The sequence below is a fragment of the Paraburkholderia sp. GAS448 genome, from assembly GCF_050435685.1.
GTDB lineage: Bacteria > Pseudomonadota > Gammaproteobacteria > Burkholderiales > Burkholderiaceae > Paraburkholderia.
The window spans coordinates 404817-428583 of the sequence record NZ_JBNDKT010000005.1; the positions used below are offsets into that span (position 1 = coordinate 404817).

Consider the following 23767-nt stretch of genomic DNA (forward strand, 5'->3'; position numbering starts at 1 on the left):
CAGTTACCCTTGGCGTCTGAGGATGAGGACGAGTGTGGCTATTCGTATTGCGTGACGCCGGCCATATGACGCGCGGCGATATAGCCGAACGTGGCGGCAGGCCCGAGGTTGATGCCGCCTGCCGGGTAATAGCCACCCATGATGCTGGCCATGTCGGTGCCGGCGGCATACAGGCCATCGACAGGCTGACCGGAGGCGTCGAGCACTTGAGCATGCTCGTTGGTTTTCAGGCCCGCGAACGTCCCAAAGCTTCCTGCCTCTACCTTCACCGCATAGAACGGACCCTGTTCGATCGGCGCGACGCATGGGTTGGGCTTGTGCAACGCGTCGCCCTGCTTGCGATTGTAAGGAGTCGAACCGCGGCCGAACTGCGGGTCCTCGCCGTTGCGGGCATGGCGGTTGAAGTCGTCGACGGTCCGGCGCAGGCCGGCAGCGTCGATGCCACAGGCGATTGCCAGTTCTTCGATGGTGTTGCCCGTCTTCAGGTAGCCGGAGCGGATGAACGGTCCGACCGGCACCGGGAACGGACGCGAAATCCCCAACCCGTAGCGGCGCTGAAAGGGATGGCTGCAGATCAGCCAGGACGCCACTTCTTCACCGGGGGCGGCCTCGACCATCGCGCGGGCATAGTCGTAATACCCGCCGGCTTCGTTCACGAAGCGCTGACCATTGGCCAGCACGCCGATGATTCCGGGTTTGCCGCGCTCGATGATGTGAGGGAAATGCCCGAACGTCCCATCCTTGTACGGCACCTTTGAAACCGGGCACCACGCCGCGGGCGACGCCAGATCCTGCGCAACGACGCCGCCGACGCTTTCGCCCAGACGCAAACCGTCGCCGTTGGCCGCGAGCGGCGGCAAGGCCAGATGTTCGCGGCCGGTCGGCGTGCGCGGGAACATGGCCTTGCGCCGTTCGATGTCGTTGGGAAAGCCGCCGGCGGCCAGCACGACGCCTTTTCGTGCGCGGATCGCGCGGCGGCCTGTAGCGGTCTCGACCACGGCGCCTGCTACGCGGCCATTTTCGTGGATCAGGCTTTTGGCAGGTGTCGATTCCCGCAACTGCACGCCCAGCTCTTCTGCCGACTTTGCCAGCCGCGCCACCAGGGCCACGCCGTTCACAAGATGCATGGCGCGTCCGGTCAAGGCCAGATCGAGAAGGTGTTGGCTAAAGCGCTTCGTCACGTGGAGCAGGGATTTCCACGAGCGGGTCATCGTCAGGAAGGCGGTGAGGTCCGCGCCCGCCATGATCGGCATGCCCATGAACGACGTTTCGCGCATGGTCTTGCGCAGGCGCTTGAGCAGCTTGCCGACCTCGTAGGCGTTGTACGGCGCTGCGATCACCGAGCGCCCGCCCGTGCCCGCGCCGGGCGTGTCGCCATGGATGTCGGAAATCGCATTGCCGTCGGCGAATTGCAGCGAGGTGTGCTTCTCGAAGAAGGACACCATGTTCGGCGCCGCATCCAGAAACGCATCCACGAGGGCTGGCCTGAAACGGTCGCCCAGTTCGTGTTCGAGGTACGTGCGAGGCAGCGAACGATCCTCGACGATGCCCGCCCGTCGTGCGAGCGGGTTGCACGGCACCCACATCCAGCCGCCGGACCAGGCAGTGGCGCCGCCGAATACAGGGTCCTTCTCGACCACGATCACTTTCAGGCCATGCCAGGCGGCCGTCACCGCTGCGGCGAGGCCGGCCGCCCCTGAGCCGATGACAAGGACATCGCAGTGTTCGGTGGCTTGCAGGGGGGCGTCGGCGGACATGCAGCGGATTCCTTGCGGCGGTGCGGTTGCTCAGGCAAATGAGGCGGAACAGGGGCTGATGGTGTGTCGATCTGATAGCGGGACACGGTGTAGCGCCTCGTTGCAGCCGCGGAGCGATCGCGGTACGGCGAGTTCAGCGCGGTCGACAGTTTTGCACAAAACCGGAACTTTCGTAATAAAATTTTAGTGTGGAATTGTATTCAACTAAATGATACTCGTCGCAGACCTCGATGATCGCCAGCGCCTTCGTTGCGCCGGCGACCCGGTCTTTCGCGTTCATGTTCTCGCTCCGTATAAACCCGCCTTCAGGGCGAAATTCGCGCGCGGTGCGCGAATAGCGCCCATTCTATGTTGAGGGCCGTTGTTCAAGATCAAGCTATCGCGTACTTTCTGCACATGCCTTCCTGCCACGCGGCAGCGGCGCAGGTTTGGGTCTACCCAGTGTTTCGACCACCGGTCAACTATCTAGTGTGTTCTGCTAATTGCGCATGATGAATACTTTGGACCCGGCTTCTCGCGTTGCGCTCGTGACCGGCGGAATGGGCGGAATCGGCCGGGGTATCGCGCTGGCGCTCGCAGCACGAGGCTTCGATGTGGTGCTGGCGGATCGGCAGATCGATGCAGCGCGCGCCGACGAATTACGCGCGCAGATCCCGCCACTGGAACTGCAATCCAGGTCGACGGCGGCATGCATATCCACTATTACTAATACAGACCGAACGTACCTGCAGGATCGGTGAAGCAGGCGCAGTTGCACCGCATCGCTTTTCGCTGACGCGTGGGGGCACACCCACCGCAATTCATTGTCAATCTTGGAGACGCAAAATGGCTAGCCTGACGGATCACGAGCCACACGGCATACATCAGACGAAGAAGGCGACCGCCAGCGGATGGATCGGCTCGGCGCTGGAGTATTACGACTTCTTCATTTACGCCACGGCCGCGTCGCTGATTTTTCCTCAACTGTTCTTTCCCTCCGGCAACCCCAGGATCGCCATCATTGCCTCGCTGGCGACCTACGGCGTGGGATATGTCGCGCGGCCGATCGGGGCTTTCGTGCTTGGGCACTGGGGCGACACCAAGGGGCGCAAGACAGTGCTGCTGCTGTGCATGTTCCTGATGGGTTTTTCGACGATGGCCGTAGGCCTGCTGCCGACGTACCACCAGGTCGGCCTGCTTGCTCCGGTACTGCTCGTCGTCCTGCGTCTTATCCAGGGCTTCGCGGTGGCAGGGGAGATCTCCGGCGCCAGTTCGATGATCCTCGAGCACGCACCATTTGGGCGGCGCGGCTATTTCGCGAGCTTTACGCTTCAGGGTGTGCAGGCCGGACAGATTCTTGCCGCCGCAGTTTTCCTGCCACTTGCACATTACATGCCCGAGGACGCGTTCAACTCCTGGGGCTGGCGTATTCCTTTCCTGCTGAGCGTCGTTGTCCTCCTCGCCGGCTACATCATTCGTCGTGAGGTCCGGGAAACGCCTGCCTTCGAGACGGAGGGCGCGGTCCCGAAGTCGCCGATCGTGGAAGCCTTCAAGTACAGCTGGAAGGAAATGATCGCCGTCGTCTGCATGGCCCTGATGAACGTCATTCCGGTCGTGACCACCATTTTCGGCGCGGCATACGCGGTTCAGCCATCGTACGGCATCGGCTTCCACAAGAGCGTCTATCTTTGGATCCCGGTGATCGGCAACATCGTGGCGGTGGTCGTCATTCCGTTAGTGGGCAACCTGTCGGACAAGATCGGCCGGCGGCCGCTGATCATCGGCGGTGCACTGGGGTCCGGGCTGCTGTCGTTCGGCTATCTCTACGCCATCAGCATCAGTAACGTGCCGCTGGCTATCCTGATGTCCGTGCTGATGTGGGGCATCGTCTACCAGGGCTACAACGCGATTTTCCCGAGCTTTTATCCCGAGCTCTTCCCGACACGTTCGCGTGTCTCGGCCATGGCCATCGCGCAGAATATCGGCACCACCATTACCGCTTTGCTGCCGGCGCTCTTCGCCGCCGTGGCGCCGCCGGGATCGACCGGCATTCCGACGACGGTCGGGGCGATGGCCCTCGGCATCACGATAATCGCGGCGATCGCGGCCTACAGCGTCCGGGAGACGTATCGCCTTCACCTTAACGACCTCGGCGAACGAGGCTCGGTGCCGGTCGACAAGCAGGACTACAAGCGGATGCGTGCGCAGACGCTTGCCAACGCGCACGCCAAGGCGGCCTAGGCCCTCCAGGGCACGGCACGCGGACGACACGGATTGCGGTGGCGGGGGCCGGCTATAGCGGCCTGCCACCTCATCGCCGCACCTTCGGCTCGTTATCCGTGCCGAGCATGCGTTTAGAGACCTGCGCCAGCGCGGAAGAGCGCGCCTGGTGGAGACCGTTCGACGTCAGCGTCGCGCGGGTGGCGCGCCAAATCCTTCAACAAACGGAGCACTCGTGAAAAAGATCCTGATGCTGCATGGCATCAATCACAACATGTTCGGCAAGCGTGACCCGGCTCAGTACGGCACCGTGACGCTGGCCGAGATTGATGGTCAGTTGCAGTCGCTTGGCAAGGAGCTGGGGGTCGAAGTGGAGTCGTACCAGACCAACAGCGAAGGCGACATGTGTCTACGCATTCACCAGGCCTTCACCGACAACGTCGATGCCGTGCTCATCAATGCCGGTGCCTGGACTCACTACAGCTACGGCATCCGCGACGCGCTGGCGATCCTGACCGTGCCTGTTGTCGAGATACACATGTCGAACATTCATGCGCGTGAGGCTTTCCGTCATCAGTCGGTGTTTGCCGAGATCGTCAAGGGGCAGATTTGCGGCTTTGGCGTCGACAGCTATCTGCTTGGTTTGAGGGCCGCGGTCGCTGCAATCAGCTAGCAGACGTAACGCGGTCAATAAAAATGCATTGAAAACAACTGTTCAGGTCTGGAGGTCTTAAATGAAGTGGAGTAAGCAGCTCAAGAGTCTGATGCTGGCGGGCATCGCGATCAACGGCGCGTCGGCGTTCGCGCAAAGCAGTGTCACGCTGTACGGCATGGTCGACGATGCGCTCGTCTACGCGAATAACCAGAGGGGCCTGAACTCCACCAGCTCGGGCCATGCGAACTGGTATCTGCGTCAGGGCAACCTGTACGCGTCGAAGTGGGGCCTGCGCGGCGCTGAGGACATCGGCGGCGGCACCAAGGTCATCTTCGATCTGCAGAACGGCTTCGACCTGAATACCGGCGCGCTGTCGTCGTCCACACAGATCTTCAACCGCCAGGCCTACGTCGGTGTCCAGAACAACACCTACGGCACGTTCACCGCGGGCCGCCAGTACACGCCGTACTACCAGTTCGTCGGGCCGCTGGCCTCGAGCAACTGGCTGACCGGCGCGACCGGCGCACACCCGGGCGATATCGACGGCCTTGATACGACGATCCGTATCAACAACGCGATGATCTATTCGACGCCGATCTGGAACGGCCTCCAGGCCAGCGCGATGTACGCGCTCGGCGGCATTGCCGGCCGCACCGGCGCAGGCCAGACGATCAGCGGCGCGCTGCGCTACTCGAACGGTCCGGTCGGCGTGGCCGCGGGCTACCTGAAGATGGACAACGCGCAGACCAATCTGCCAACGGCCCCGACCGCTACCTCGCTGTTCGACCCGGCCTCGACGGGCAGCTTCGGCGTTTCCGCGCTGAACAACGGCTACCAGTCCGCGGCGTCGGTCGAGCATGCGTCGGTGGCCGGCAACTACACGCTGGGCGACCTGATGCTGGGCCTGAACTATTCGAACGTCAAATACGTGCCGAACGCCCGCTCGATCTTCACCAATACGGCGGTCTTCAACACGTATGCGGCGCTGGCGGTGTACCGCTTCACGCCGGCCTTCGATGTGGCCGGCGCGTTCGCCTACACGCTGGCTTCGAAGGCGAACGGCATCAACGACGCGGCGCATTACCAGCAGTACTCGCTGAAGGAGGCCTACCACCTCTCGAAGCGCACCACGCTCTACGCGCTGCAGGCCTATCAGCACGCGAGCGGCCAGACGCTTGGCCTCAAGGGCGCGGGCAACATCATCAATGCTGCCCCGGCAGTCGGCGACTCGCAGAACTCGACGCCTTCGTCGACGAACGGGCAGTTCGTCGGCATGGTGGGTATGGCGTTTACCTTCTGACACGGACGCCATCGGGGATGCGGTCGCGCCGGCCGCGTCCGTTGGGCCCGCAGCCAGACGGTTGCAACCTTTATTTCCGGCGCTGCGACGCGCTGCGCGTTCCCGGTGCGCATCGCGTCTGAACTGACTAGACTTTGTAGACGAACGCCGGGCGCCCACAAGCCCGGCGCGCCGGCAAGTCGGCTGGCAGACAGACCGGATGGAACGCTGTTCGAGGAGTGTCACTCATGATCCAACCCTGCATTATCTCGGTCGCTATTACCGGTTCGGTGCCCCGCAAGAAAGACAACCCGGCCGTGCCGATCACCATTTCCGAACAGGTCGAAAGCACTCACGAGGCGTACGAGGCAGGCGCATCGCTCGTTCACCTGCATGTGCGGGACGAACAGGAGAACTCCAGTTCCGACCGGTCGAGCTTTGCGGTGCTTCAGGAGGGCATCCGCAAGCATTGCCCCGACATCATCATCCAGTTTTCGACCGGCGGCCGAGGTCGCTCGTTCGAGCAGCGCGGCGCCATGCTCGACCTGCGTCCGGATATGGCGTCGCTTGCCACGGGCTCGGTCAATTTCCCGACCACCGTCTATGAGAATCCGCCAGACTTCGTGCGCTCCCTCGCGAAGATGATGCTCGATTACGACGTCAAGCCGGAAATCGAAATCTTCGATCTGGCGATGCTCTACAGCACGGTGGACCTCGTGCAGCAAGGGCTGCTGAAATCGCCCGTGCACGTCCAGTTCGTCATGGGCGTGAAGAACGCGCTTCCGGCGCGGCGCGAGATTCTCGAATTCGAGGTGCAGCAACTCAACGCCCTGTTGCCGGATGCAAGCTGGACTGCCGCAGGCATCGGGCGGCATCAGCTTGAAGTGAATCACTGGACGCTTGAGATGGGCGGCCACTGCCGCACGGGTCTCGAGGACAACGTGCGCTGGGACAAGGACACGCTGGCGAAGAGCAACGCGCAACTGGTCTCGCGGGTCGCATCATTGTGCGGCGAGTATGGGCGGGAGGTGGCAAGCGCTGCCAGGGCACGCGAAATCCTGGGTCTGCTGCCTTTATAGTGCGACGGGTTGCCGCCGCGGCCCGACCCGGGCGCGGCGGCTGAAGTGAACCGTGCCCGCGCGGCGGCGGGCACGCAGACATCATGCGGGGCTTCGATAACGTAAGACGGAATCACAATCATGCGCCGAACCATTGCAACCGTATCGCTTAGCGGGACGCTGCCCGAAAAGCTGGAGGCCATTGCGGCCGCGCGCTTCGACGGAATCGAACTGTTCGAAAACGACTTCATCAATTACAAGGGCTCCGCGGCGGACGTGCGGGCCATGGTGGCCGACCTTGGCCTGACCATCGATCTGTATCAGCCATTCCGCGATTTCGAAGGGATGCCCGAAGCGCAGTTCCGGCGCTCGCTCGAGCGGGCCGAGCGCAAGTTCGACCTGATGCAGGAACTGGACGTACCGATGATGCTGTGCTGCTCGAACACCTCGCCGCTCGTCATCGACGACAGGGAACTCGCGGCCGCACAGTTGCACGAGCTTGCCGAGCGCGCGGCAAAGCGCAATCTCAGGGTAGGGTTCGAAGCGCTGGCGTGGGGGCGTGCGACCCACCTCTACGGCGAAGCGTGGGAGATTGTGCGGCGCGCCGCGCATCCGCACCTTGGGTTGATTCTCGACAGCTTCCACACGCTATCGCTGAACGATGACCCGTCGGGTATCGCGGACATCCCGGGGGACAAGATCTTCTACCTGCAGATGGCCGACGCGCCGTTATTGTCGATGGACGTGCTGCAATGGGCGAGACACTACCGGTCATTTCCGGGCCAGGGCCAGTTCGATCTGGAAAATTTCTTCGAGAAGGTGCTGCTGGCGGGTTATACCGGGCCGCTGTCGCTGGAGATCTTCAACGATGTTTTTCGGGAGACGCCCAATCGGCGCATCGCGGTGGATGCGATGCGCTCGCTGCTGTATCTGGAAAGCCAGCTGCGCCTGAAGTTGCAGCGGCCGGCGCAGGAGCAGGACAACACCGAATTCGCGGCGCGGCGCGAGCGCGTGCTGCAACGCGTCGAACTGTCCAGTCCGCCGCCCGTGCCCGATATCGCGGGACTGTCCTACATCGAGTTCGCCGCTGACGAAGCGTCTGCCGAAACGTTCGGCATGCTGTTGCGTCGATTCGGTTTTCGTCGCGCCGGCAAGCATCGCTCGAAGGCCGTCGTGCTGTACCGGCAGGGCGACACCAACCTGATTGTCAACGCGCAGCCGAACTCGTTTGCGCGACGGCGCTTCGAAGAACATGGCCTGTCGGTATGTGCGCTCGCCGTGCGCACGACCGATCCGGCACGCGCGGTGGGCCGCGCCAACGCGATGCATTCGAAGCGGTATGACGGACCGCTCGGGCCGCATGAACAGCAGGTCCCCGCGATCATTTCACCCGGCGGCAGTTTGATCAGCTTCGTGTCGTCCGCGCTCGGAGCGGATGGCCTGTACGAGGCCGACTTTGTGCTGGAGGACGAGCCCGACGGTGCCGCAGCGAGCGCGGGGCTGAAGCGCATCGATCATGTGGCGCTCGGCCTCGCTGTCGATCAGCTGGATACCTGGGTCCTGTTTGCGCGCGCGGTGCTCGGCCTCGAGCCGGGCGAGAGCCTCGAGCTGGCCGACCCGTTTGGCCTTGTCCGTAGCCGCGGCGTGTCCAACGCGGACCGGAGCGTGCGTCTTGTGCTCAACGTTTCCTTGAGCCAGAGGACACGCACGGCGCGCACCGTGAGCGCCGGTGGCGGAGTGACGGTGCATCACATTGCGCTCAGCTGCGACGACATCTTCGACGCGGTCGCGCGACTGAAGTCCAACGGCGTGCGCTTCGTGCCGATTTCGGGGAACTACTACGACGACCTGGTCACGCGCTTCGACATCGACGATGATCTGCTGGCGCGTCTACGCAACGCGGGCGTGCTGTTCGACCGCACCGCAAACGGCGACTATTTCCATATCTACACGGAGAGTGTCGAGGACGGTCTGTTCTTCGAGGTCGTTCAGCGCGTGAACGAGTACGACGCCTACGGCGCGCTCAACGCGCCCGCGCGGATGGCTTCGCAGGCTCAGGGGAACTGATTTGATGTCGGATTCGGCGCGCAGGAATTGACCTGCGCGCGCGAATGTCGCCTGCGACCGGTTCAGCAGACGCGGACGGGTCGAATGCGCGCCTGCGGGGCTGGGGCGACAAGGGCGTCGCCCGCATCAGAGGATCACATACACCTTGCGCATGGCCGCATCCACTTCCCACAGTCCTTCCGTGTTGGCTTCGAAGAACAACGTATCGCCGGCCGTAAAGTGAATCGTCTCTTCGCCATCGGGCGTGAAGCGGCCGGAGCCAGCCAGAAAGTGCATGACTTCGGCCTGTTTGACCGAGCGCCGATAGGTGCCGGCGCTGCATTCGAAGATGCCGGTATCGATCCCCTCGCGGCCTTCGATCACGCGCTGAACGCCCGACACCTTGACGACGGGTGCACCCGGAAGCCCGGCCGTGCCCCAGTCTTCGAGACCTTCCAGGTTGACGCTTTGCCTGATTTGCTGAACCTTCACGAGCCTGTTCCCTGGTGGGTGTTAGCGGATCCGCCTTGAGGGGCGGCTTCGACGGTGCGTTCGATCTTGCCAAGCCGGACCACGGTTACGCCCGGACGCAATTGTCTGAGCGAAGGCATCACGAGCACGCAGTTGTCATAGGGCGTGCGCACTGGCTGTCCGTTCGACCACCCAATGACGCTGCCAGCCTCGGCGATGGTTTCGAGCCCTGTGAACGGCTGCGCAAAGGCGAAATCGAGGCTGGTCGCAACCACGGGCTCGGTCACGCGCACCACGCGCATGACGGGCGGCAAGGGGGCGATCCAGCCCTGCGGCAGATCTGTCCCGTCAACGATGCCGGCCAGCAGCAGAAAGCGCGCAGTCGCGTTTCTTGCGACATCGACGGCACGCTGTTCCCAGTGTTGTCCGCATTCGATAAGCAGTGCGTTCTTCGGGCTGCTGTCCGCGCCGAACCCTTCGTAATCGCGCATCCTGCGGCCTTCCGGATGGCCCTCGTCGCAGATGACCGTATCGGGTGTGCCGAGGCGCAACGCCAGATCGATGCCTTTCTGCAACGGACCGGAGACGATCAAGGGCGCGCTTTTCTCGTGCATCGAGTGCAGGTCGAGGAGGACATCGACCGTATCGATGACGGGCCGCATCTCGCGCGCGCGGCTGAGCTCGGAGGACGTGCGCGAGGTATCGTCGAGGACCGCGGCGGTCCAGACCCGGTTGAAATCCTGATCGACGAAACGCGACGCGTCGGGCTTCGCTGGATCGAAGGATAGATACGCGGCGACGTTGGCAAACGACAGCGTGAGCTTGCCGCGACGAGGCCGCAATGAATGGCGCAGCAGTTCGTCCACCACGATTGCGCCGCACACTTCGTTGCCGTGCGTGAGTGCGTTGATCATCACGTGCGGCCCCGGCATGCCGGAGTCGAACGTATGAACATAGGGCACGCCGCAGTCGGACTGTTCGTGCGCGGAGATGTCGGGAAACCGGACTTCGATGGGATAGGCGTCGCCTGTCATGCCAGATTCCCCTGGCAGAGGTACTTGATCGACAGATAGTCGTCGAGGCCGTAGCGGGATCCTTCGCGGCCATAGCCGGAGTCTTTCACGCCGCCGAACGGTGCGGCTTCACTCGCCACCGCGCCCTCGTTGATGCCGACGATGCCCGCTTCCAGCGCCTGCGACACCCGATCGATCCGCTTCGCGTTTTCACTGTAGAAGTACGACGCCAGCCCGAACGAGGTGTTGTTAGCCGCTGCAACGGCTTCGGCTTCGCTTTCGAAGCGGAAGAGCGGCACGACCGGCCCGAAGGTCTCCTCGGCGTTCAACAGCATGTTGGGCTTCGCATCGGCGAGCACGGTCGGTGCATAGTAGTGCGGGCCCAGTTCAGTGAGGCGCTTGCCGCCCGTTACGATACGGGCGCCGTGCGTGAGGGCATCATCCACATGGCGGGCGATCTTGTCGACCGCGCGTGTGTTGATCATCGGACCGATCTGCGCGTCCGGGTCGGTCGCGGGCGCCACTTTCAGCGCGGCGACGCGTTCGCCCAGCAGCGCGGCAAAGCGCTCGTAGACACCGGCCTGCACATACACCCGATTGGGACACACGCAGGTCTGCCCGCCGTTGCGGAATTTCGAGGCGAGCAGGCCCGTCACGGCAGCGTCGAGATCGGCGTCGTCGAACACGATGAAGGGCGCGTTGCCGCCGAGTTCCAGCGACAGCTTCTTGAGCGTCTCCGCCGATTCACGCGCGAGGTACTTGCCGACCGCGGTCGAACCGGTGAAGGTGATCTTGCGCACGCGCGCATCGTGCAGCCAGTCGGCAACAGTCGCGACCGCATGTTCGCGTGACGCCGTAATCAGGTTCAGCACGCCCGCGGGCACACCCGCTTCGTGCGCGAGCATGACGAGCGCCGACGCTGTCAGCGGTGTGTCTTCGGCAGGCTTGGCGACGACCGTGCAGCCCGTCGCGAGAGCCGGCGCGATCTTGCGCGCGATCATGGCGAGCGGGAAATTCCATGGCGTGATCGCAGCGACGATGCCGATCGGCTCCTTGACGGCCATCATGCGTTTGCCGCGCTGTTGCTGCGGAATGATGTCGCCGTAGATGCGCGTGGCTTCTTCCGCGAACCACGCGACGTAGGACGCACCGTACGCGACTTCGCCACGCCCTTCGGCAAGCGGCTTGCCCTGTTCGAGCGAGATCAGCGCGCCCAGCGTTTCCTGATTCGCGACGATCAGATCGTGCCAGCGGCGCAGGATGGCCGCGCGCTCTTTGGGCAGCGTGTCGCGCCAGCCGGGAAAGGCGCGGGCGGCGGCGTCGGTGGCGGCGCGGGCGTCGGCCTCGCTGCTATCCGCGACCTGGGCGATGGTGTTGCCGGTCGCCGGGTCGGTGACCGCAAAGCGCGCGCCATGGCTGGCCGGTGTCCATCGGCCGTCGATGAAGTTGTCGGAACGGATGAGTTCGTCCAGTTCGAATCTGCGTGTCATTGCTTCGCTCCTTTGTTACGGGCGTGGCGGGTGTTGCTGGTGTGACTCGTTTTGCCGGTGTTACAGGAGACGTTGCGCAATCGCCTCGCCGACCTGGGTCGTGCTGGCCTGCCCGCCGAGATCGCCGGTACGTGGGCCTTCTTTCAGCGTCGCTTCGATGGCGGCGAGAATCGCGTCGTGCGCGTCGCGCTCCCTGCCTTCGTGGTGGCCGAGGAAGTCCAGCATCATCGCGGCCGACCAGATCATGGCAATCGGATTGGCGATGTTCTTGCCCGCGATGTCGGGCGCCGAGCCGTGCACGGGTTCGAAGAGCGACGGAAACCGGCGGTCGGGATTCAGGTTGCCTGACGGCGCGAGACCGATCGTGCCCGTACAAGCAGGCCCCAGGTCAGACAGGATGTCGCCGAAGAGATTGGTGGCGACGACGACATCGAAGCGGTCGGGGTTCAGCACGAAGCGCGCGCAGAGAATGTCGATGTGCTGCTTGTCCCAGCTGACGTCGGGATAGTGCGCCGCGACTTCTTCCGCACGCTTGTCCCACCACGGCATGCTGATGGCGATGCCGTTGCTCTTCGTCGCGACCGTGATTTTCTTGCGCTCCCGGCGTTGGGCGAGATCGAACGCGAACTTCAGCACGCGCTCGCTGCCATGCCGCGTAAAGATGGATTCCTGTACGACGAATTCCCGCTCGGTACCCTCGAACATCACGCCGCCAACCGACGAATACTCGCCTTCGGTGTTCTCACGCACGATCCAGAAGTCGATGTCGCCTGCGCGGCGCCCGGCGAGCGGAGAGGGGACGCCTTCAAAGAGACGCGCGGGACGCAGATTGATGTACTGGTCGAACTCGCGCCGGAATTTGAGGAGCGAGCCCCACAGCGAGATGTGATCCGGCACCTTCGCAGGCCAGCCCGCGGCGCCGAACAGAATGGCGTCGCAGTCCGACAGCTGCGCCTTCCAGTCGTCCGGCATCATCTGGCCGTGCTTTTCGTAGTAGTCGCAGCTGGCCCATTCGATGTGCTTGTAGTCGAGCTCGATGCCGAAGCGTTTGCACGCTGCGTCGAGCACGCGCAAACCCTCCGGCATGACTTCTACGCCGATGCCATCGCCGGGTATCACTGCGATCCTGTATTTGCTGGTCATGTCGTCCTCTCTCCCTGAATGCATGCGAATAACAGAGCCCATTTTATTCCCATCGAAACGGCTTAAAATGAGTCTTTTGGTTAATCCACCATGCACGATTCGTGCATAAAGATATCCGCCGATGAACGCGCCTCGAACGCCAGAACTCGACGACCTGCGCGTGTTCTGCATGGTCGCACGCAAATCCAGCTTTAGCGCGGCGGCGGAAGCCCTCGCGGTATCGCCGGCGTATGTGAGCAAGCGCGTGGGCGTACTCGAAGCGAGCCTCGGCACGCGGCTCCTGCATCGTTCGACGCGGCGTGTGGCGATCACCGAGGCCGGCGAGCGGGTCTACGCATGGGCCGAAAAAATTCTCGACAACGTCGACCAGCTCGTCGAGGACGTCTCGACGACGCGCCGCATTCCGCGCGGCACGCTGCGTGTGTCCAGCAGCTTCGGCTTTGGCCGGCATTTCGTTGCTCCCGCGCTCGCGCAGTTCTCCGACCGCTATCCGCAGATCAGTGTGCGGCTGGATCTGTTCGACCGGCTGGTGGATGTGGCCGGCGAAGGTTTCGATCTGGATATCCGCATCGGCGACGAGATTGCCTCGCATCTGATCGCACGGCGGCTCGCTCCCAACCATCGCGTGCTGTGCGCGTCGCCGGGGTATCTGGCGCGCCACGGCACGCCGAAGCAGGTCACCGATCTGCCGTCGCATTCGTGTCTCGCGATCAAGGAGCGCGACCATCCGTTCGGGCTGTGGCGGCTCGATGTGCGCGGCGAAGCGGTTTCCGTGAAGGTGACCGGGCCTTTGTCCACGAATCATGGTGAAGTGGCCGTGCAATGGGCGCTCGCCGGACGCGGCATCGTCCTGCGTTCGATGTGGGATGTCAGGCCGCTGCTCGAAAGCGGGCAGTTGCAGCAGATCCTGCCCGATGTCACGCAGCCCGCCAACGTCTGGGCGGTGTATCCGGCGCGCCTCGCGCAGTCGGCGAAAGTGCGCGTGTGTGTCGACTTCCTGTGCGAGGCGTTCGTGCAGGCGGGCCTCGCCGTGGGCGCCGAGGCGGATACGTCGCGCTAGCCCTGATGCGGCGAAAAGAGGATTTCCAGCGGATAGTGATTCTTCACGAACGGCGATTTGATGATCACGTAGCTGAAGTACTTTTCGATGCCGATATCGCGCTCGAGCAAACCCTCGATCACGCTTTGATAATGGCTCACGCTGCGGGTGACGAACTTGAGCAGGTAGTCGTAGCCGCCGCTCGCGAGATGGCATTCGATGATCTCGTCGACGTCGCGAATGGCGGCGACGAACTTGATGAAGTCTTCGCGACGATGGTCCGCCAGCGTGACTTCGGTGAAGACGATCTGAACGTCGCCAAGCTTCTCCAGCTGGATCTGCGCGCCATAGCCGACGATATAGCCCGCTTTCTCCAGACGCTTGACACGGATGAGGCAGGGGCTGGGCGACAGGCCCACCGCGTCGGCAAGCTCGACGTTCGTTATGCGGCCTTTCTTCTGAAGTTGGGAAAGGATACGCAGATCAATCCGGTCAAGCTTGCAGTCGCTGCTCATTGTCACGTGGTCGCTCGGGCCGTCGGCCGCTTCGTGTCTAGGTGAACTCTACTTTAGCATGCGATGACACCGGCTCTATGGTCCAGCGCGGCCCTTACATCGGGTGCTGCGAGGACGTCGTCGAGCGTTTTTTCGAGGCGTTCAAACAGCAGATCGAACTCGGCCGCCGTATAGGACAACGCAGGCGCAAAGCCGAGAATGTTGTCCCCGAATGCGCGGAACACGAGCTTGTTGCGGTAGGCCGCGCTGGCGATCCGGTCGGACAGTTTCAGCGATGGATCGAAGCCCGCCTTGCTGTCCTTGTCGGACACCAGTTCGAGCGCGCCGAGCAGGCCGCGATGACGTGAGTCGCCGACAAGCGGATGCGCGAGCAGCGCATCGAGTCCGCGGGCGAAGCGCGGCGCGAGCGCGGCGGCGTTCGCGAGCAGGCCGCCTTCATGATAAAGCCGCATGACTTCGAGGCCGATCGCCGCGCTGACCGGATGGGCCGAGTACGTGTGGCCATGACCGACGATGGCGCCAGGATCGGCGTCGGCGATGCCTTCGTAGATCTCGTGCGACATCAGTACCGCGCCCATCGGCGCATATCCGGAGGTCAGCCCCTTCGCGACCGTCATCAGATCGGGTTCGACGTTTTCCGCCTCGCACGCGAAGAGCGGCCCCGTGCGGCCGAAGCCCGTGATGACCTCGTCGGCGACGAACAGGATGCCGAGCTTTCGGCACGCGTCGCGCATGGCTTTCAACCAGCCGACCGGCGGCACGATCACGCCGCCCGAGCCCTGAATGGGCTCGCAAAAGAAGGCCGCCACGTTATCGGCGCCGAGCGCCGCGACCTTTGCTTCGAGCGCGGCGACCGAAGCGGCGATCAGCGCGCCGTCGTTGGCGAACTCGCTGCGGTACGCATACGGTGACGGGATGTGATGCTGGGTCGGCAACGGCAGGTCGAAATGGCGATGAAACGCGGGCAGCGCGGTCAGCCCCGAGCCGATCGCCGACGAACCGTGATAGCCGCGCTGCAGCGCGATGAAATGCTTCTTCGACGGTCTGCCGGTGGCATTGAAATAGTGTGTGATGAAGCGCAACGCGGAATCGACGGCGTCCGAGCCGCCGAGCGTGAAGTACACATGCTGCAACGAAGCGGGCGACAGCTCGACCAGCTTCGCTGCGAGTTCGATCGCCGGTGCCGAGCCGAAGTGAAAGTAGCCGGTCGCGTAGGGCAGCCTGTTCATTTGCGCCGTCGCGGCTTCGACGATGCTCTGCTGGCCGTAGCCGACGTTCACGCACCAGAGCCCCGAGAAAGCATCGAGTAATTCGTTGCCGTCTGCGTCACGCAGGAACGAGCCGGAGGCGGATTCGAGAACGGTGACGCCGCGCGCTTCGTGGGCGCGGTAGTTGATGACGGGATGAATCAGGTGCCGGCGATCGGCTTCGATGAGTGAGGAGTTCGGCATGGTGGCTTCTCGTGCGGGTGGGCTGTGGACGGGTTCATACTACCGACCCATCGCCTTCACACGTTGCGCTAAAAAAACCGCTGAAAAGCGCATGCCACGCGTTTTGCTGCACCCGCGCAGCATTTTCTGCCGCGCGCTTCAGGTGCCTTCTGCACCCGGCCACCGGATTTCAATAGCCCTGACTCCGGTCGATCTGGCCTAGCATCGGCAGTCCGGCGCGGTATCGGCGCAGATTGTCGAGCACGACTTCGACCGCCGTTTCGGGGCGCGTGGCACTCGCGATGTGGGGCGTGATGCGCACGCGCGGGTGCGTCCACAGCGGGTGATCGGCGGGCAACGGTTCGGGATCGGTCACGTCGAGAATCGCGTTCTGCAACTGCCCGCTATCCAGCGCCGCGAGCAGGGCGGCCTGATCCAGATGCGGACCGCGTCCGGTCTGGATCAGCGACGCGCCGCGCGGCAGCGTGGCGAACAGCTGCGCATTCAGGATGCCGCGCGTGGCGGGCGTGAGCGGCAGCAGGCAGATCAGGATGTCGGTGCGCGCGAGAAACGCGTCGAGGGTCTCGATGCCTGCATGGCATTCGACGCCTTCGATGTCGCGCGGCGAGCGGCTCCAGCCCGCGCATGCGAAGCCGAACAGACGCAGCCGTTCGAGCACGGCCGTACCGAGCACGCCGAGCCCAAGCACGCCGACACGCCGCGAGGCAGCGGCGCGCACAGGCAGCTCTTTCCAGGTTTTGTTCTGCTGCTGAAGACGGTAATCGAACAGGTCGCGGTGCACGGTCAGGACGGCCTGCGTGACGTATTCGACCATGCCCTCGACGATCCCCGGCTCGATCATCCGCACCACCGGCACGTGCGGCGGGACGCTCGACAGATCGAACTGATCGACACCCGCGCCGACGGAAAACACCACTTCGAGATTGGGCAGCGTGCGCGCGGGGTCCTCGGGCGGTTGCCAGGCGGCGAGATAGCGGATTTCGGCAGGGTCGCCGACATCCGGCCAGAGGCGGAAGGACAGTTCTGGCGCCCGTTGCGCGAAGAGTTTCGCCCACTGTTCGCCGCGTGCCGGATCGGCCTTGTAGAGAAATGCCATGGGGGTCAGCAGACAGCCTGGTTGATGATGCCGTACTGGCGGAAGTCGGGATCGTCGGGATGCGTTTCAGACCCGTTGCGTACCATCTTGATGACGGTGTCCACGCGCAGCAGTCCGAGTTCCTCGAGCCAGCCGGTCAGGCCGCAATCGCCGGGCACATCGATCCTGACGAACATGCCCGCGTTCAACGCAAGCCAGTGACTGATCAGCGCCCTCGCACGCGACGCATCGACGGAAGCCGGCGCCACCACGGGGCCGATGGCATGCCCGCGGCCGAAGCGGCGGAAGAGCGCGAAGCCGATGAGTTCGCCATCGCGGTCGAGCGCAATACCGTCGGCGGTTTCCATCAGCGCGGGCAGGATCGCGCTGCGGTCCAGCCCGCTCGCCCGCGACGCCAGTTCGATGAGGCGCGGCATGTCGCTCGCGCCGAGCGGCCGGAGACGCTCACCCGGCGGCAGGGAGACGAGCGGCGGCTGGAAGGCCGCGCCTTGATGCTGGTCGAGTGTGCCGACGGCTCGAAAGCCCAGCTTTTCATAGAGCGGCTGCCCGGCAGGTGTTGCGTGCAGAAAGGTGATGCGCGGGCCGAGTTCTTCGAGCAGGCTTTCCATCAGCTTTTTGCCGATGCCCTGCCCCTGTTGTGCCGGGGACACGATGACCATCCCGAGCGACGCCGTTTCGTCCCCGTACTTCCAGCACAGCGCCGTGCCGATCACGCTGCCCGCCTGTTCAGCGACGAACCCGGTGCCGGCCTCTGCGACGAAGCGCCAGTCATCCACGCGATGCGGCCATTTGAGCTCGACCGTGAGCGCGTGCGCGGCTGCAAGGTCGTCGCTGGTGAAGCGTCTGTAGGTTATTGGAGCGGACACACCTGACCCCTCGATGGCTGGAACGGCTCCACTCTGTCACCCGGCGCGCGGCGTGACTAGGACGATCTTTCTATCGCCTGTCACCTGCGGCCGGAAACGGGGAATCGATGCAAAACGTGCTGTTCGGGCCACCCACGACGCGTGCGATGTGCTGAACGCGGATTTTTGTCGGCGAAATATGCTGGGTGAACAGTCCTACGATCCTGTCATGCCGATCACGTTGCTCCCGTACACGTTTGCGGTCGGCCTGCCAGCGAGGACCTTCTTTTATGGACAGCTTCAATCCGGCCGACATCGTCGTTCGAGGTGGGCATTTCATCGGCGGCGAATATGTCGACGAATATGGGCGCGGTATCGATGTCCTCCGCCCGTCCGACGGCGTTGCCTACGCGGCCGTGCCGCTCGGCGATGCCGCGCTCGTCGACCGGGCCGTCGCGAACGCATGGCACGCGTTCCGCACGAGCGGCTGGGGGCGCATGGCGCCGCGCGAGCGGGCCAGGATCCTGCGCCGTTTCGCCGATCTCGTCGCGGCCGATGCGGCGACGCTGGGTCCGCTGGAGGCGCTCGGCTCGACCCGTCCCGTGCGCGATGCCATTGCATGGGACGTGCCGTTCACGGCAGAAGGCATCCGCTTCTACGCCGAATTCGCGGATAAGGTGGGAGGCGACGTCACCGCGACCGATCAGGATCATCTCGGTATGACGATTGCCGAGCCGTACGGTGTGATCGGCGCGATTGCGCCGTGGAATTTTCCGCTGGTGATGGCGTCCTGGAAGATTGCGCCCGCGCTGGCCGCGGGTAACGCGATCGTACTCAAGCCGTCGGAGATGACCCCGTTCTCCGTGCTGCGTCTCGCTGAACTCGCGGTGCAGGCGGGCGTGCCGGCCGGCATCTTCAACGTCGTGCAGGGCGATGGCCGTACAACCGGCGATGCGCTTGTGCGTCATCCGAAGGTCGGCAAGATTACCTTCACCGGGTCGACCCGAACCGGTGCGGCGATCATGGCCGCCTGCGCGCAGACCGGAACGAAACCCGTCACGCTGGAGCTGGGCGGAAAGAGTCCGCAGATCGTGTTTGCCGATGCCCCGCGCCTCGACGACGTCGCCCGCCGCATCGCAGCGGGGATCACGACCAATGCGGGCCAGGTGTGCGTGGCAGGCTCGCGCCTGCTGGTCGAACGCAGTATCGCGGAGCCGCTCGCCGAGCGCATCGAGCGGATTTTCGCCGGGCTGAAGCCTGGAGCGACCTGGCAGGCCGGCACGACGCTGCCCCCCATCATCTCCGAAACCCAGGCGGCCCGCATCGACGCGATCGTCGGGCGCACGCTCGATTCGGGCGCGACGCTGCGCTACGGCGGCCAGCGCGCAGACGCCGCTACCCCGGGCGCCTTCTACATGCCGACCTTGCTCTCCGGCGTCACGCGGGAAGCCGAGGCGGTGCGCGAAGAAGTGTTCGGGCCTGTCCTGACCCTGCAGACCTTCGACACGGAAGAAGAAGCGCTCGAACTCGCCCAGCACCCGGAATACGGCCTCGCGGCAGGGGTGCATACAGCGGATCTCGGCCGGGCGCTGCGTTTCGTGCGCGGGCTGGAGGCCGGCACGGTGTGGGTCAACCGCTATGGCCGCAGCGCCGACTTCATGATCCCGACGGGCGGCTACAAGCGCTCCGGCATCGGCAAGGACCTGGGCAAACAGGCCTACGAAGCGAACCTGCGCTTCAAGAGCGTGCTGATCGATCTGCACGGCTGACGAAGATGTTGCGGCGCGTCAGCGAACAGCCGTTCCGGGCGCCGCAGACTCTGCTGTCAGACGGCATCAAAACGCGTGCTTTGTGTCATTCGCGGCGCCCTAATCAGAGACATCTTTGTTTTTGCGCTGATTAAATCTTCTGCAGGCACAAGCCTTTGTCTACGCAACCGGATGGCATCTGCCATCCACCACCACGACAGGACTGACCACCATGATCGAGTTCGAGCCGAAATACATTACCTTCGACTGCTACGGCACCCTCACCAGATTCCGCATGGCGGACATGACGCGCGAATTGTACGGCGACGAGTTGAGTACCGAGGACCTCGAAAAGCTGGTCTCGTTCTTCGCGGGCTATCGCCGTGACGAAGTGCTCGGGGCATGGAAACCGTATCGCGATGTCGTCGTCAATGCATTCGAGCGTGCCTGCAGGCGCGTGGGCGTGAAGTTCGACGAAGCACGGGCCGAAAAGATCTATACCGCAGTGCCGACGTGGGGCCCGCATCCGGACGTGCCGGAAGGTCTGTCGCGCCTTGCGAAGAAGTACAGGCTGGTGATCCTGTCAAACGCTTCGAACGACCAGATCCAGAGCAACGTCGACAAGCTCGGCGCACCGTTCCACGCGGTGTTCACGGCGCAGCAGGCGCAGTCGTACAAGCCGCGCATGCAGGGCTTCGAATACATGTTCGACCAGCTCAACTGCAATCCGGAAGACGTGCTGCACGTCTCGTCGAGCCTGCGCTATGACCTGATGACCGCGCACGATCTGGGCATCAGGCACAAGGCTTTCGTCAACCGCGGCCACGAACCGTCGACGCCGTACTACCAGTATTACGAAGTCAACGACATTCCGCATCTGGCGGCCGAACTCGGCCTGTAATCACGACGGGTCGCCGCAGGCGGCGGCCCTGGATACGTCATCGCCCACTTTCAGGACGCACCGGATGAAGCTCGATTCCTACTGGCTCGATACCGCACCGCCCTTGCTGTCGGCGAGTGAGGGTCCGGTCGACGGCCAGACCGACGTCGCCGTGATCGGCGGCGGCTTCACAGGCCTGTCGGCGGCGCAGGCACTGGCCAGCCGGGGCGCCTCCGTGACGGTGCTCGATGCCGGACGGATCGGCGGCGGCGCGTCCGGCCGCAACGGCGGACAGGTCAATACCGGCGTCGCACAGGATTTCGCGGCGCTCGTCGGGCAACTGGGACTGGAACGTGCGCGAGGCTGTTATCTCGCGTATGCGGCGGCGGTCGATACCGTCGAGCGGCTGATTCGCGAAGAGGGCATCGATTGCAACTATCTGGCGTCGGGAAAGCTGAAACTCGCGTCGAAGCCGCATCACTTCGACCACCTTGCGAAAACCGCCGAGTTGATTCGCCGTGAAGTCGATCCGGATATCGACCTCATCGGTCCCGAGCGCATTCGCGACGAAGTGCAGTCCGACAGCTTCCACGGCGGTCTGCTGCAACGGCATGGCGGCCAGATGCACATGGGCAGGTTCGCAGTTGGCCTCGCCGAAGCGGCCGCACGCAAAGGCGCGAGACTTTACGAGCATGCGGCGGTGTCCGCGATCGTCAGGAACGGCCATGGCGGTTACCGCATCGTTTCGGCGCGCGGCGAGTTGCAGGCGAAACAGGTGTTCGTCGCAACCGGCCCGTCGCGGCATGGACCGTTCGGCTGGTTTCGCCGGCGGCTCGCGCCCGTCGGCTCGTTCATCGTCGTCACCGAGCCGCTCGATGCGGCGTTGCTCGCACGCATGTTTCCCAACCGGCGCGCGTACACGACCACGCGTCTGATGCACAACTACTTTCGCGTGACGCCGGATGCGCGCCTGCTGTTCGGCGGCCGGGCGCGCTTCACGGCGTCGGAGCAGCCGTCCGACGCGAAGAGCGGACGCATCCTGCAGGAAGGGCTGGTTGCATTGTTCCCGCCGCTCGCGTCGGCGCGCATCGACTATTGCTGGGGCGGGCTCGTCGACATGACGGCCGACCGGCTGCCACGCGCCGGCCAGCACGAAGGCATCTATTTTTCGATGGGCTACAGCGGCCACGGGACGCAGATGTCGACCCACATGGGGCAGGTGATGGCCGACGTGATCGAAGGCCGCGAAGACGCCAATCCATGGCGCGATCTCAAATGGCCGGCGATACCGGGACACACCGGCAAGCCCTGGTTTCTTCCCATCGTGGGCACGTACTACCGCATCAAAGACGTTTTTTACTGATTCCAACGATGGATTGGCGCACAGCCATCCCTGCTTACACTCGCGGAGAAGTTCGATGAAAAAGGAAGACTCGCAATTTGCTGCTGTAGAGCCCGGTTTCGAACTGGAGCGCCTGACGAAGAAAGGCGCGTCGCGACGCGACGTGCTGCGCGCGTTGACGGCCGCCGGCATGATGTCGATGACGGGCGCGGGTCTCTTCGCCGCGAGCGGCGCGGCCTTCGCGCAGGCGAAGCCGAAGCAGGGCGGCAAGATCCGGGTGGCGATGCAGTCCGCTTCGGCCGCCGATACGGTCGATCCGGCAAAAGGCGCGCTGGGCACGGACTACGTCCGCTGCAACATGTTCTACAACGGTCTGACCGAACTCGATTCGCATCTCGGCGCGAAGATGGCGCTGGCTGAATCGCTCGAAACGAAGGACGCGGTGGTGTGGGTGGTGAAGCTGCGCCCGGGCGTGCAGTTCCACGACGGCAAGTCGCTCGCGCCCGCCGACGTCGTCTACTCGATCATGCGCCACAAGGATCCCGCGACGGCCTCGAAAGCGAAGACGCTCGCCGACCAGATCAAGGAAGTCAAGGCGAGCGGCCCGAACGAAGTCACGATCACGCTCGAGGGTCCGAACGCCGACCTGCCGGTGATTCTCGCCACCTCGCACTTCCTGATCATCAAGGACGGCACGAAGGACTTCAAGACGGCAGTGGGCACGGGTCCGTTCAAGGTCAAGGAGTTCTCACCCGGCGTTCATACGGTCGGCGTGAAGAACGAGAAATACTGGAAGCCGGGTCTGCCGCACCTCGACGAAATCGAACTGATCGGCATCGGCGACGAATCGGCGCGCGTCAATGCGCTGCTGTCCGGCGACGTCCAGCTCATCAATGCCGTGAGTCCGCGCTCGACGGGCCGTATCAAAGGCACCAGCGGCTTCACCGTGCTGGAAACGAAGACGGGTCAATACACGGACCTCATCGTGCGCGACGAAGGCGGCATTACCGCCAACCCGGATTTCCGCATGGGCATGATGTACCTGCAGGACCGCGAGCAGATGCGCCGCGCGGTGTTCCAGGGGTACGGCGCGATCGGCAATGACCAGCCGATCGATCCGACCAACAAGTACTACCTCGCAGGTCTGCCGCAACGCACGTTCGATGCGGACAAGGCGAAGTTCTACTTCCAGAAGGCGAAGGTGGGCAGCGCGCCCGTGCAGATCTTTGCGTCGCCGGCAGCGGACGGCTCCGTCGAAATGGCGATGCTGCTGCAACAGGCTGCGCCGCAGGCGGGCCTGAACCTGCAGGTCACGCGCGTGCCGGCCGACGGTTACTGGTCGAATCACTGGATGAAGCATCCGCTTGGCTACGGCGCGGTAAATGCGCGTCCGAGCGCGGATGTGCTGTTCACCCAGTTTTTCAAGTCCGATGCCCCGTGGAATGAAGCAAACTGGAAGAGTCCGAAGTTCGACCAGATGCTGGTTGCCGCCCGTGGCGAACCGGACGATGCGAAGCGCAAGAAGATCTACGGCGACATGCAGGTTCTCGTGCACGAAACGGGCGGGATCGGCATTCCGATGTTCCTGAGCTCGCTCGATGCGCACACGACGAAACTGCAGGGCCTTGGCTCGATTCCGCTGGCCGGCCTGATGGGCTTCACGTTTGCGGAGAACGTCTGGCTCGAAGCCTGACCTGCTGGCCGTTGCAGGAGCCTGAATGAACCCCAGGCCGGCAAACG

General features: G+C 63.8%; 21 protein-coding genes. 11 read left to right on the forward strand and 10 right to left on the reverse strand.

All coding sequences use genetic code 11. The features are described 5' to 3' along the window. Positions 1–38 precede the first annotated feature (38 nt). Both P3T23_RS13250 and P3T23_RS13255 read right to left on the reverse strand, forming a co-directional pair. Positions 39–1757 carry an FAD-dependent oxidoreductase gene (locus P3T23_RS13250; protein WP_429316608.1) on the reverse strand — a complete coding sequence of 573 codons (1719 nt, stop codon included), beginning with the start codon at positions 1755–1757 and terminating at the stop codon, positions 39–41. A 133-nt stretch (positions 1758–1890) separates the two neighbouring features. Then, entirely contained in the window at positions 1891–2037 is a 147-nt protein-coding gene (locus tag P3T23_RS13255) for a hypothetical protein (RefSeq protein WP_429316609.1), read from the reverse strand. 208 nt (positions 2038–2245) lie between these two features. Here P3T23_RS13255 and P3T23_RS13260 point away from each other — a divergent pair, with 208 nt between their 5' ends. The 6 genes from P3T23_RS13260 to P3T23_RS13285 all read left to right on the forward strand — a co-directional run bounded on the left by P3T23_RS13260 (position 2246) and on the right by P3T23_RS13285 (position 9015). Further along, entirely contained in the window at positions 2246–2497 is a 252-nt protein-coding gene (locus P3T23_RS13260; RefSeq protein WP_429316610.1) for an SDR family NAD(P)-dependent oxidoreductase, read from the forward strand. Between the two features lie 85 nt (positions 2498–2582). Next, positions 2583–3977, forward strand: coding sequence for an MFS transporter (locus P3T23_RS13265; RefSeq protein WP_429316611.1), 1395 nt, complete (start codon positions 2583–2585; stop codon positions 3975–3977). Positions 3978–4191: 214 nt separating this feature from the next. Next, on the forward strand, positions 4192–4629 hold the full coding sequence (aroQ, locus tag P3T23_RS13270) for a type II 3-dehydroquinate dehydratase (RefSeq protein WP_429316612.1): 438 nt from the start codon (positions 4192–4194) through the stop codon (positions 4627–4629). Positions 4630–4690: 61 nt separating this feature from the next. Continuing rightward, entirely contained in the window at positions 4691–5911 is a 1221-nt protein-coding gene (locus tag P3T23_RS13275) for a porin (RefSeq protein WP_429316613.1), read from the forward strand. A gap of 227 nt (positions 5912–6138) precedes the next feature. Beyond that, entirely contained in the window at positions 6139–6969 is an 831-nt protein-coding gene (locus tag P3T23_RS13280; RefSeq protein ID WP_429316614.1) for a 3-keto-5-aminohexanoate cleavage protein, read from the forward strand. Positions 6970–7089: 120 nt separating this feature from the next. Continuing rightward, complete coding sequence (locus P3T23_RS13285; RefSeq protein ID WP_429316615.1) at positions 7090–9015, forward strand: bifunctional sugar phosphate isomerase/epimerase/4-hydroxyphenylpyruvate dioxygenase family protein; 1926 nt, start codon at positions 7090–7092, stop codon at positions 9013–9015. 126 nt (positions 9016–9141) lie between these two features. Here the strand turns inward: P3T23_RS13285 and P3T23_RS13290 are convergent, their stop codons facing one another. The 4 genes from P3T23_RS13290 to P3T23_RS13305 are packed head-to-tail and all read right to left on the reverse strand — an operon-like array spanning position 9142 to position 13111. Continuing rightward, positions 9142–9486, reverse strand: a complete 345-nt coding sequence (locus tag P3T23_RS13290; RefSeq protein ID WP_429316616.1) for a cupin domain-containing protein — start codon at positions 9484–9486, stop codon at positions 9142–9144. After that, a complete protein-coding gene (locus tag P3T23_RS13295) occupies positions 9483–10499 on the reverse strand; it encodes a M14 family metallopeptidase (RefSeq protein ID WP_429316617.1) in 1017 nt (338 codons plus the stop codon). The genes P3T23_RS13290 and P3T23_RS13295 overlap by 4 nt, the downstream gene beginning before the upstream one ends. After that, positions 10496–11968, reverse strand: coding sequence for an NAD-dependent succinate-semialdehyde dehydrogenase (locus P3T23_RS13300; RefSeq protein ID WP_429316618.1), 1473 nt, complete (start codon positions 11966–11968; stop codon positions 10496–10498). Before P3T23_RS13300 ends, P3T23_RS13295 begins: the two co-directional genes overlap by 4 nt. A 60-nt stretch (positions 11969–12028) precedes the next feature. Then, positions 12029–13111: a tartrate dehydrogenase gene (locus P3T23_RS13305; RefSeq protein ID WP_429316619.1), complete on the reverse strand. Its 1083-nt coding sequence runs from the start codon at positions 13109–13111 to the stop codon at positions 12029–12031. 121 nt (positions 13112–13232) lie between these two features. Here P3T23_RS13305 and P3T23_RS13310 point away from each other — a divergent pair, with 121 nt between their 5' ends. Next, positions 13233–14171 carry a LysR substrate-binding domain-containing protein gene (locus P3T23_RS13310; protein ID WP_429316620.1) on the forward strand — a complete coding sequence of 313 codons (939 nt, stop codon included), beginning with the start codon at positions 13233–13235 and terminating at the stop codon, positions 14169–14171. On the opposite strand, the gene P3T23_RS13315 is transcribed toward P3T23_RS13310, so the two are convergent. From P3T23_RS13315 to P3T23_RS13330, 4 genes are all read right to left on the reverse strand, one after another. Continuing rightward, positions 14168–14665: an Lrp/AsnC family transcriptional regulator gene (locus P3T23_RS13315; protein WP_133666997.1), complete on the reverse strand. Its 498-nt coding sequence runs from the start codon at positions 14663–14665 to the stop codon at positions 14168–14170. The two genes, P3T23_RS13310 and P3T23_RS13315, sit on opposite strands and share 4 nt — an antisense overlap. Positions 14666–14718: 53 nt before the next feature. Then, positions 14719–16116 carry an aspartate aminotransferase family protein gene (locus tag P3T23_RS13320; protein ID WP_429316621.1) on the reverse strand — a complete coding sequence of 466 codons (1398 nt, stop codon included), beginning with the start codon at positions 16114–16116 and terminating at the stop codon, positions 14719–14721. Between the two features lie 169 nt (positions 16117–16285). Then, entirely contained in the window at positions 16286–17212 is a 927-nt protein-coding gene (locus P3T23_RS13325) for a 2-hydroxyacid dehydrogenase (RefSeq protein ID WP_429316622.1), read from the reverse strand. A 5-nt stretch (positions 17213–17217) separates the two neighbouring features. Continuing rightward, positions 17218–18078 carry a GNAT family N-acetyltransferase gene (locus tag P3T23_RS13330; RefSeq protein ID WP_429316623.1) on the reverse strand — a complete coding sequence of 287 codons (861 nt, stop codon included), beginning with the start codon at positions 18076–18078 and terminating at the stop codon, positions 17218–17220. 269 nt (positions 18079–18347) lie between these two features. On the opposite strand from P3T23_RS13330, the gene P3T23_RS13335 reads away from it, so the two are divergent. The 4 genes from P3T23_RS13335 to P3T23_RS13350 all read left to right on the forward strand — a co-directional run bounded on the left by P3T23_RS13335 (position 18348) and on the right by P3T23_RS13350 (position 23720). Next, a complete protein-coding gene (locus tag P3T23_RS13335) occupies positions 18348–19826 on the forward strand; it encodes an aldehyde dehydrogenase family protein (protein ID WP_429316624.1) in 1479 nt (492 codons plus the stop codon). A gap of 211 nt (positions 19827–20037) precedes the next feature. Continuing rightward, positions 20038–20706 carry a haloacid dehalogenase type II gene (locus P3T23_RS13340; RefSeq protein ID WP_429316625.1) on the forward strand — a complete coding sequence of 223 codons (669 nt, stop codon included), beginning with the start codon at positions 20038–20040 and terminating at the stop codon, positions 20704–20706. Between the two features lie 64 nt (positions 20707–20770). Beyond that, positions 20771–22048 carry an NAD(P)/FAD-dependent oxidoreductase gene (locus tag P3T23_RS13345; protein ID WP_429316626.1) on the forward strand — a complete coding sequence of 426 codons (1278 nt, stop codon included), beginning with the start codon at positions 20771–20773 and terminating at the stop codon, positions 22046–22048. A 55-nt stretch (positions 22049–22103) separates the two neighbouring features. Beyond that, positions 22104–23720 (forward strand): ABC transporter substrate-binding protein, encoded by a 1617-nt coding sequence (locus P3T23_RS13350; RefSeq protein WP_429316627.1) that lies wholly within the window; start codon positions 22104–22106, stop codon positions 23718–23720. The last annotated feature ends 47 nt before the right edge of the window (positions 23721–23767 follow it).

What these genes read in the sequence shown, in the direction of transcription:
- P3T23_RS13250 (WP_429316608.1), bottom strand. Translation starts at nt 1,757, where the DNA reads ATGTCCGCCGACGCCCCCCTGCAAGCCACCGAACACTGCGATGTCCTT.
- P3T23_RS13255 (WP_429316609.1), bottom strand. Translation starts at nt 2,037, where the DNA reads ATGAACGCGAAAGACCGGGTCGCCGGCGCAACGAAGGCGCTGGCGATC.
- P3T23_RS13260 (WP_429316610.1), top strand. Translation starts at nt 2,246, where the DNA reads ATGATGAATACTTTGGACCCGGCTTCTCGCGTTGCGCTCGTGACCGGC.
- P3T23_RS13265 (WP_429316611.1), top strand. Translation starts at nt 2,583, where the DNA reads ATGGCTAGCCTGACGGATCACGAGCCACACGGCATACATCAGACGAAG.
- P3T23_RS13275 (WP_429316613.1), top strand. Translation starts at nt 4,691, where the DNA reads ATGAAGTGGAGTAAGCAGCTCAAGAGTCTGATGCTGGCGGGCATCGCG.
- P3T23_RS13280 (WP_429316614.1), top strand. Translation starts at nt 6,139, where the DNA reads ATGATCCAACCCTGCATTATCTCGGTCGCTATTACCGGTTCGGTGCCC.
- P3T23_RS13285 (WP_429316615.1), top strand. Translation starts at nt 7,090, where the DNA reads ATGCGCCGAACCATTGCAACCGTATCGCTTAGCGGGACGCTGCCCGAA.
- P3T23_RS13295 (WP_429316617.1), bottom strand. Translation starts at nt 10,499, where the DNA reads ATGACAGGCGACGCCTATCCCATCGAAGTCCGGTTTCCCGACATCTCC.
- P3T23_RS13300 (WP_429316618.1), bottom strand. Translation starts at nt 11,968, where the DNA reads ATGACACGCAGATTCGAACTGGACGAACTCATCCGTTCCGACAACTTC.
- P3T23_RS13305 (WP_429316619.1), bottom strand. Translation starts at nt 13,111, where the DNA reads ATGACCAGCAAATACAGGATCGCAGTGATACCCGGCGATGGCATCGGC.
- P3T23_RS13310 (WP_429316620.1), top strand. Translation starts at nt 13,233, where the DNA reads ATGAACGCGCCTCGAACGCCAGAACTCGACGACCTGCGCGTGTTCTGC.
- P3T23_RS13315 (WP_133666997.1), bottom strand. Translation starts at nt 14,665, where the DNA reads ATGAGCAGCGACTGCAAGCTTGACCGGATTGATCTGCGTATCCTTTCC.
- P3T23_RS13320 (WP_429316621.1), bottom strand. Translation starts at nt 16,116, where the DNA reads ATGCCGAACTCCTCACTCATCGAAGCCGATCGCCGGCACCTGATTCAT.
- P3T23_RS13325 (WP_429316622.1), bottom strand. Translation starts at nt 17,212, where the DNA reads ATGGCATTTCTCTACAAGGCCGATCCGGCACGCGGCGAACAGTGGGCG.
- P3T23_RS13335 (WP_429316624.1), top strand. Translation starts at nt 18,348, where the DNA reads ATGGACAGCTTCAATCCGGCCGACATCGTCGTTCGAGGTGGGCATTTC.
- P3T23_RS13340 (WP_429316625.1), top strand. Translation starts at nt 20,038, where the DNA reads ATGATCGAGTTCGAGCCGAAATACATTACCTTCGACTGCTACGGCACC.
- P3T23_RS13345 (WP_429316626.1), top strand. Translation starts at nt 20,771, where the DNA reads ATGAAGCTCGATTCCTACTGGCTCGATACCGCACCGCCCTTGCTGTCG.
- P3T23_RS13350 (WP_429316627.1), top strand. Translation starts at nt 22,104, where the DNA reads ATGAAAAAGGAAGACTCGCAATTTGCTGCTGTAGAGCCCGGTTTCGAA.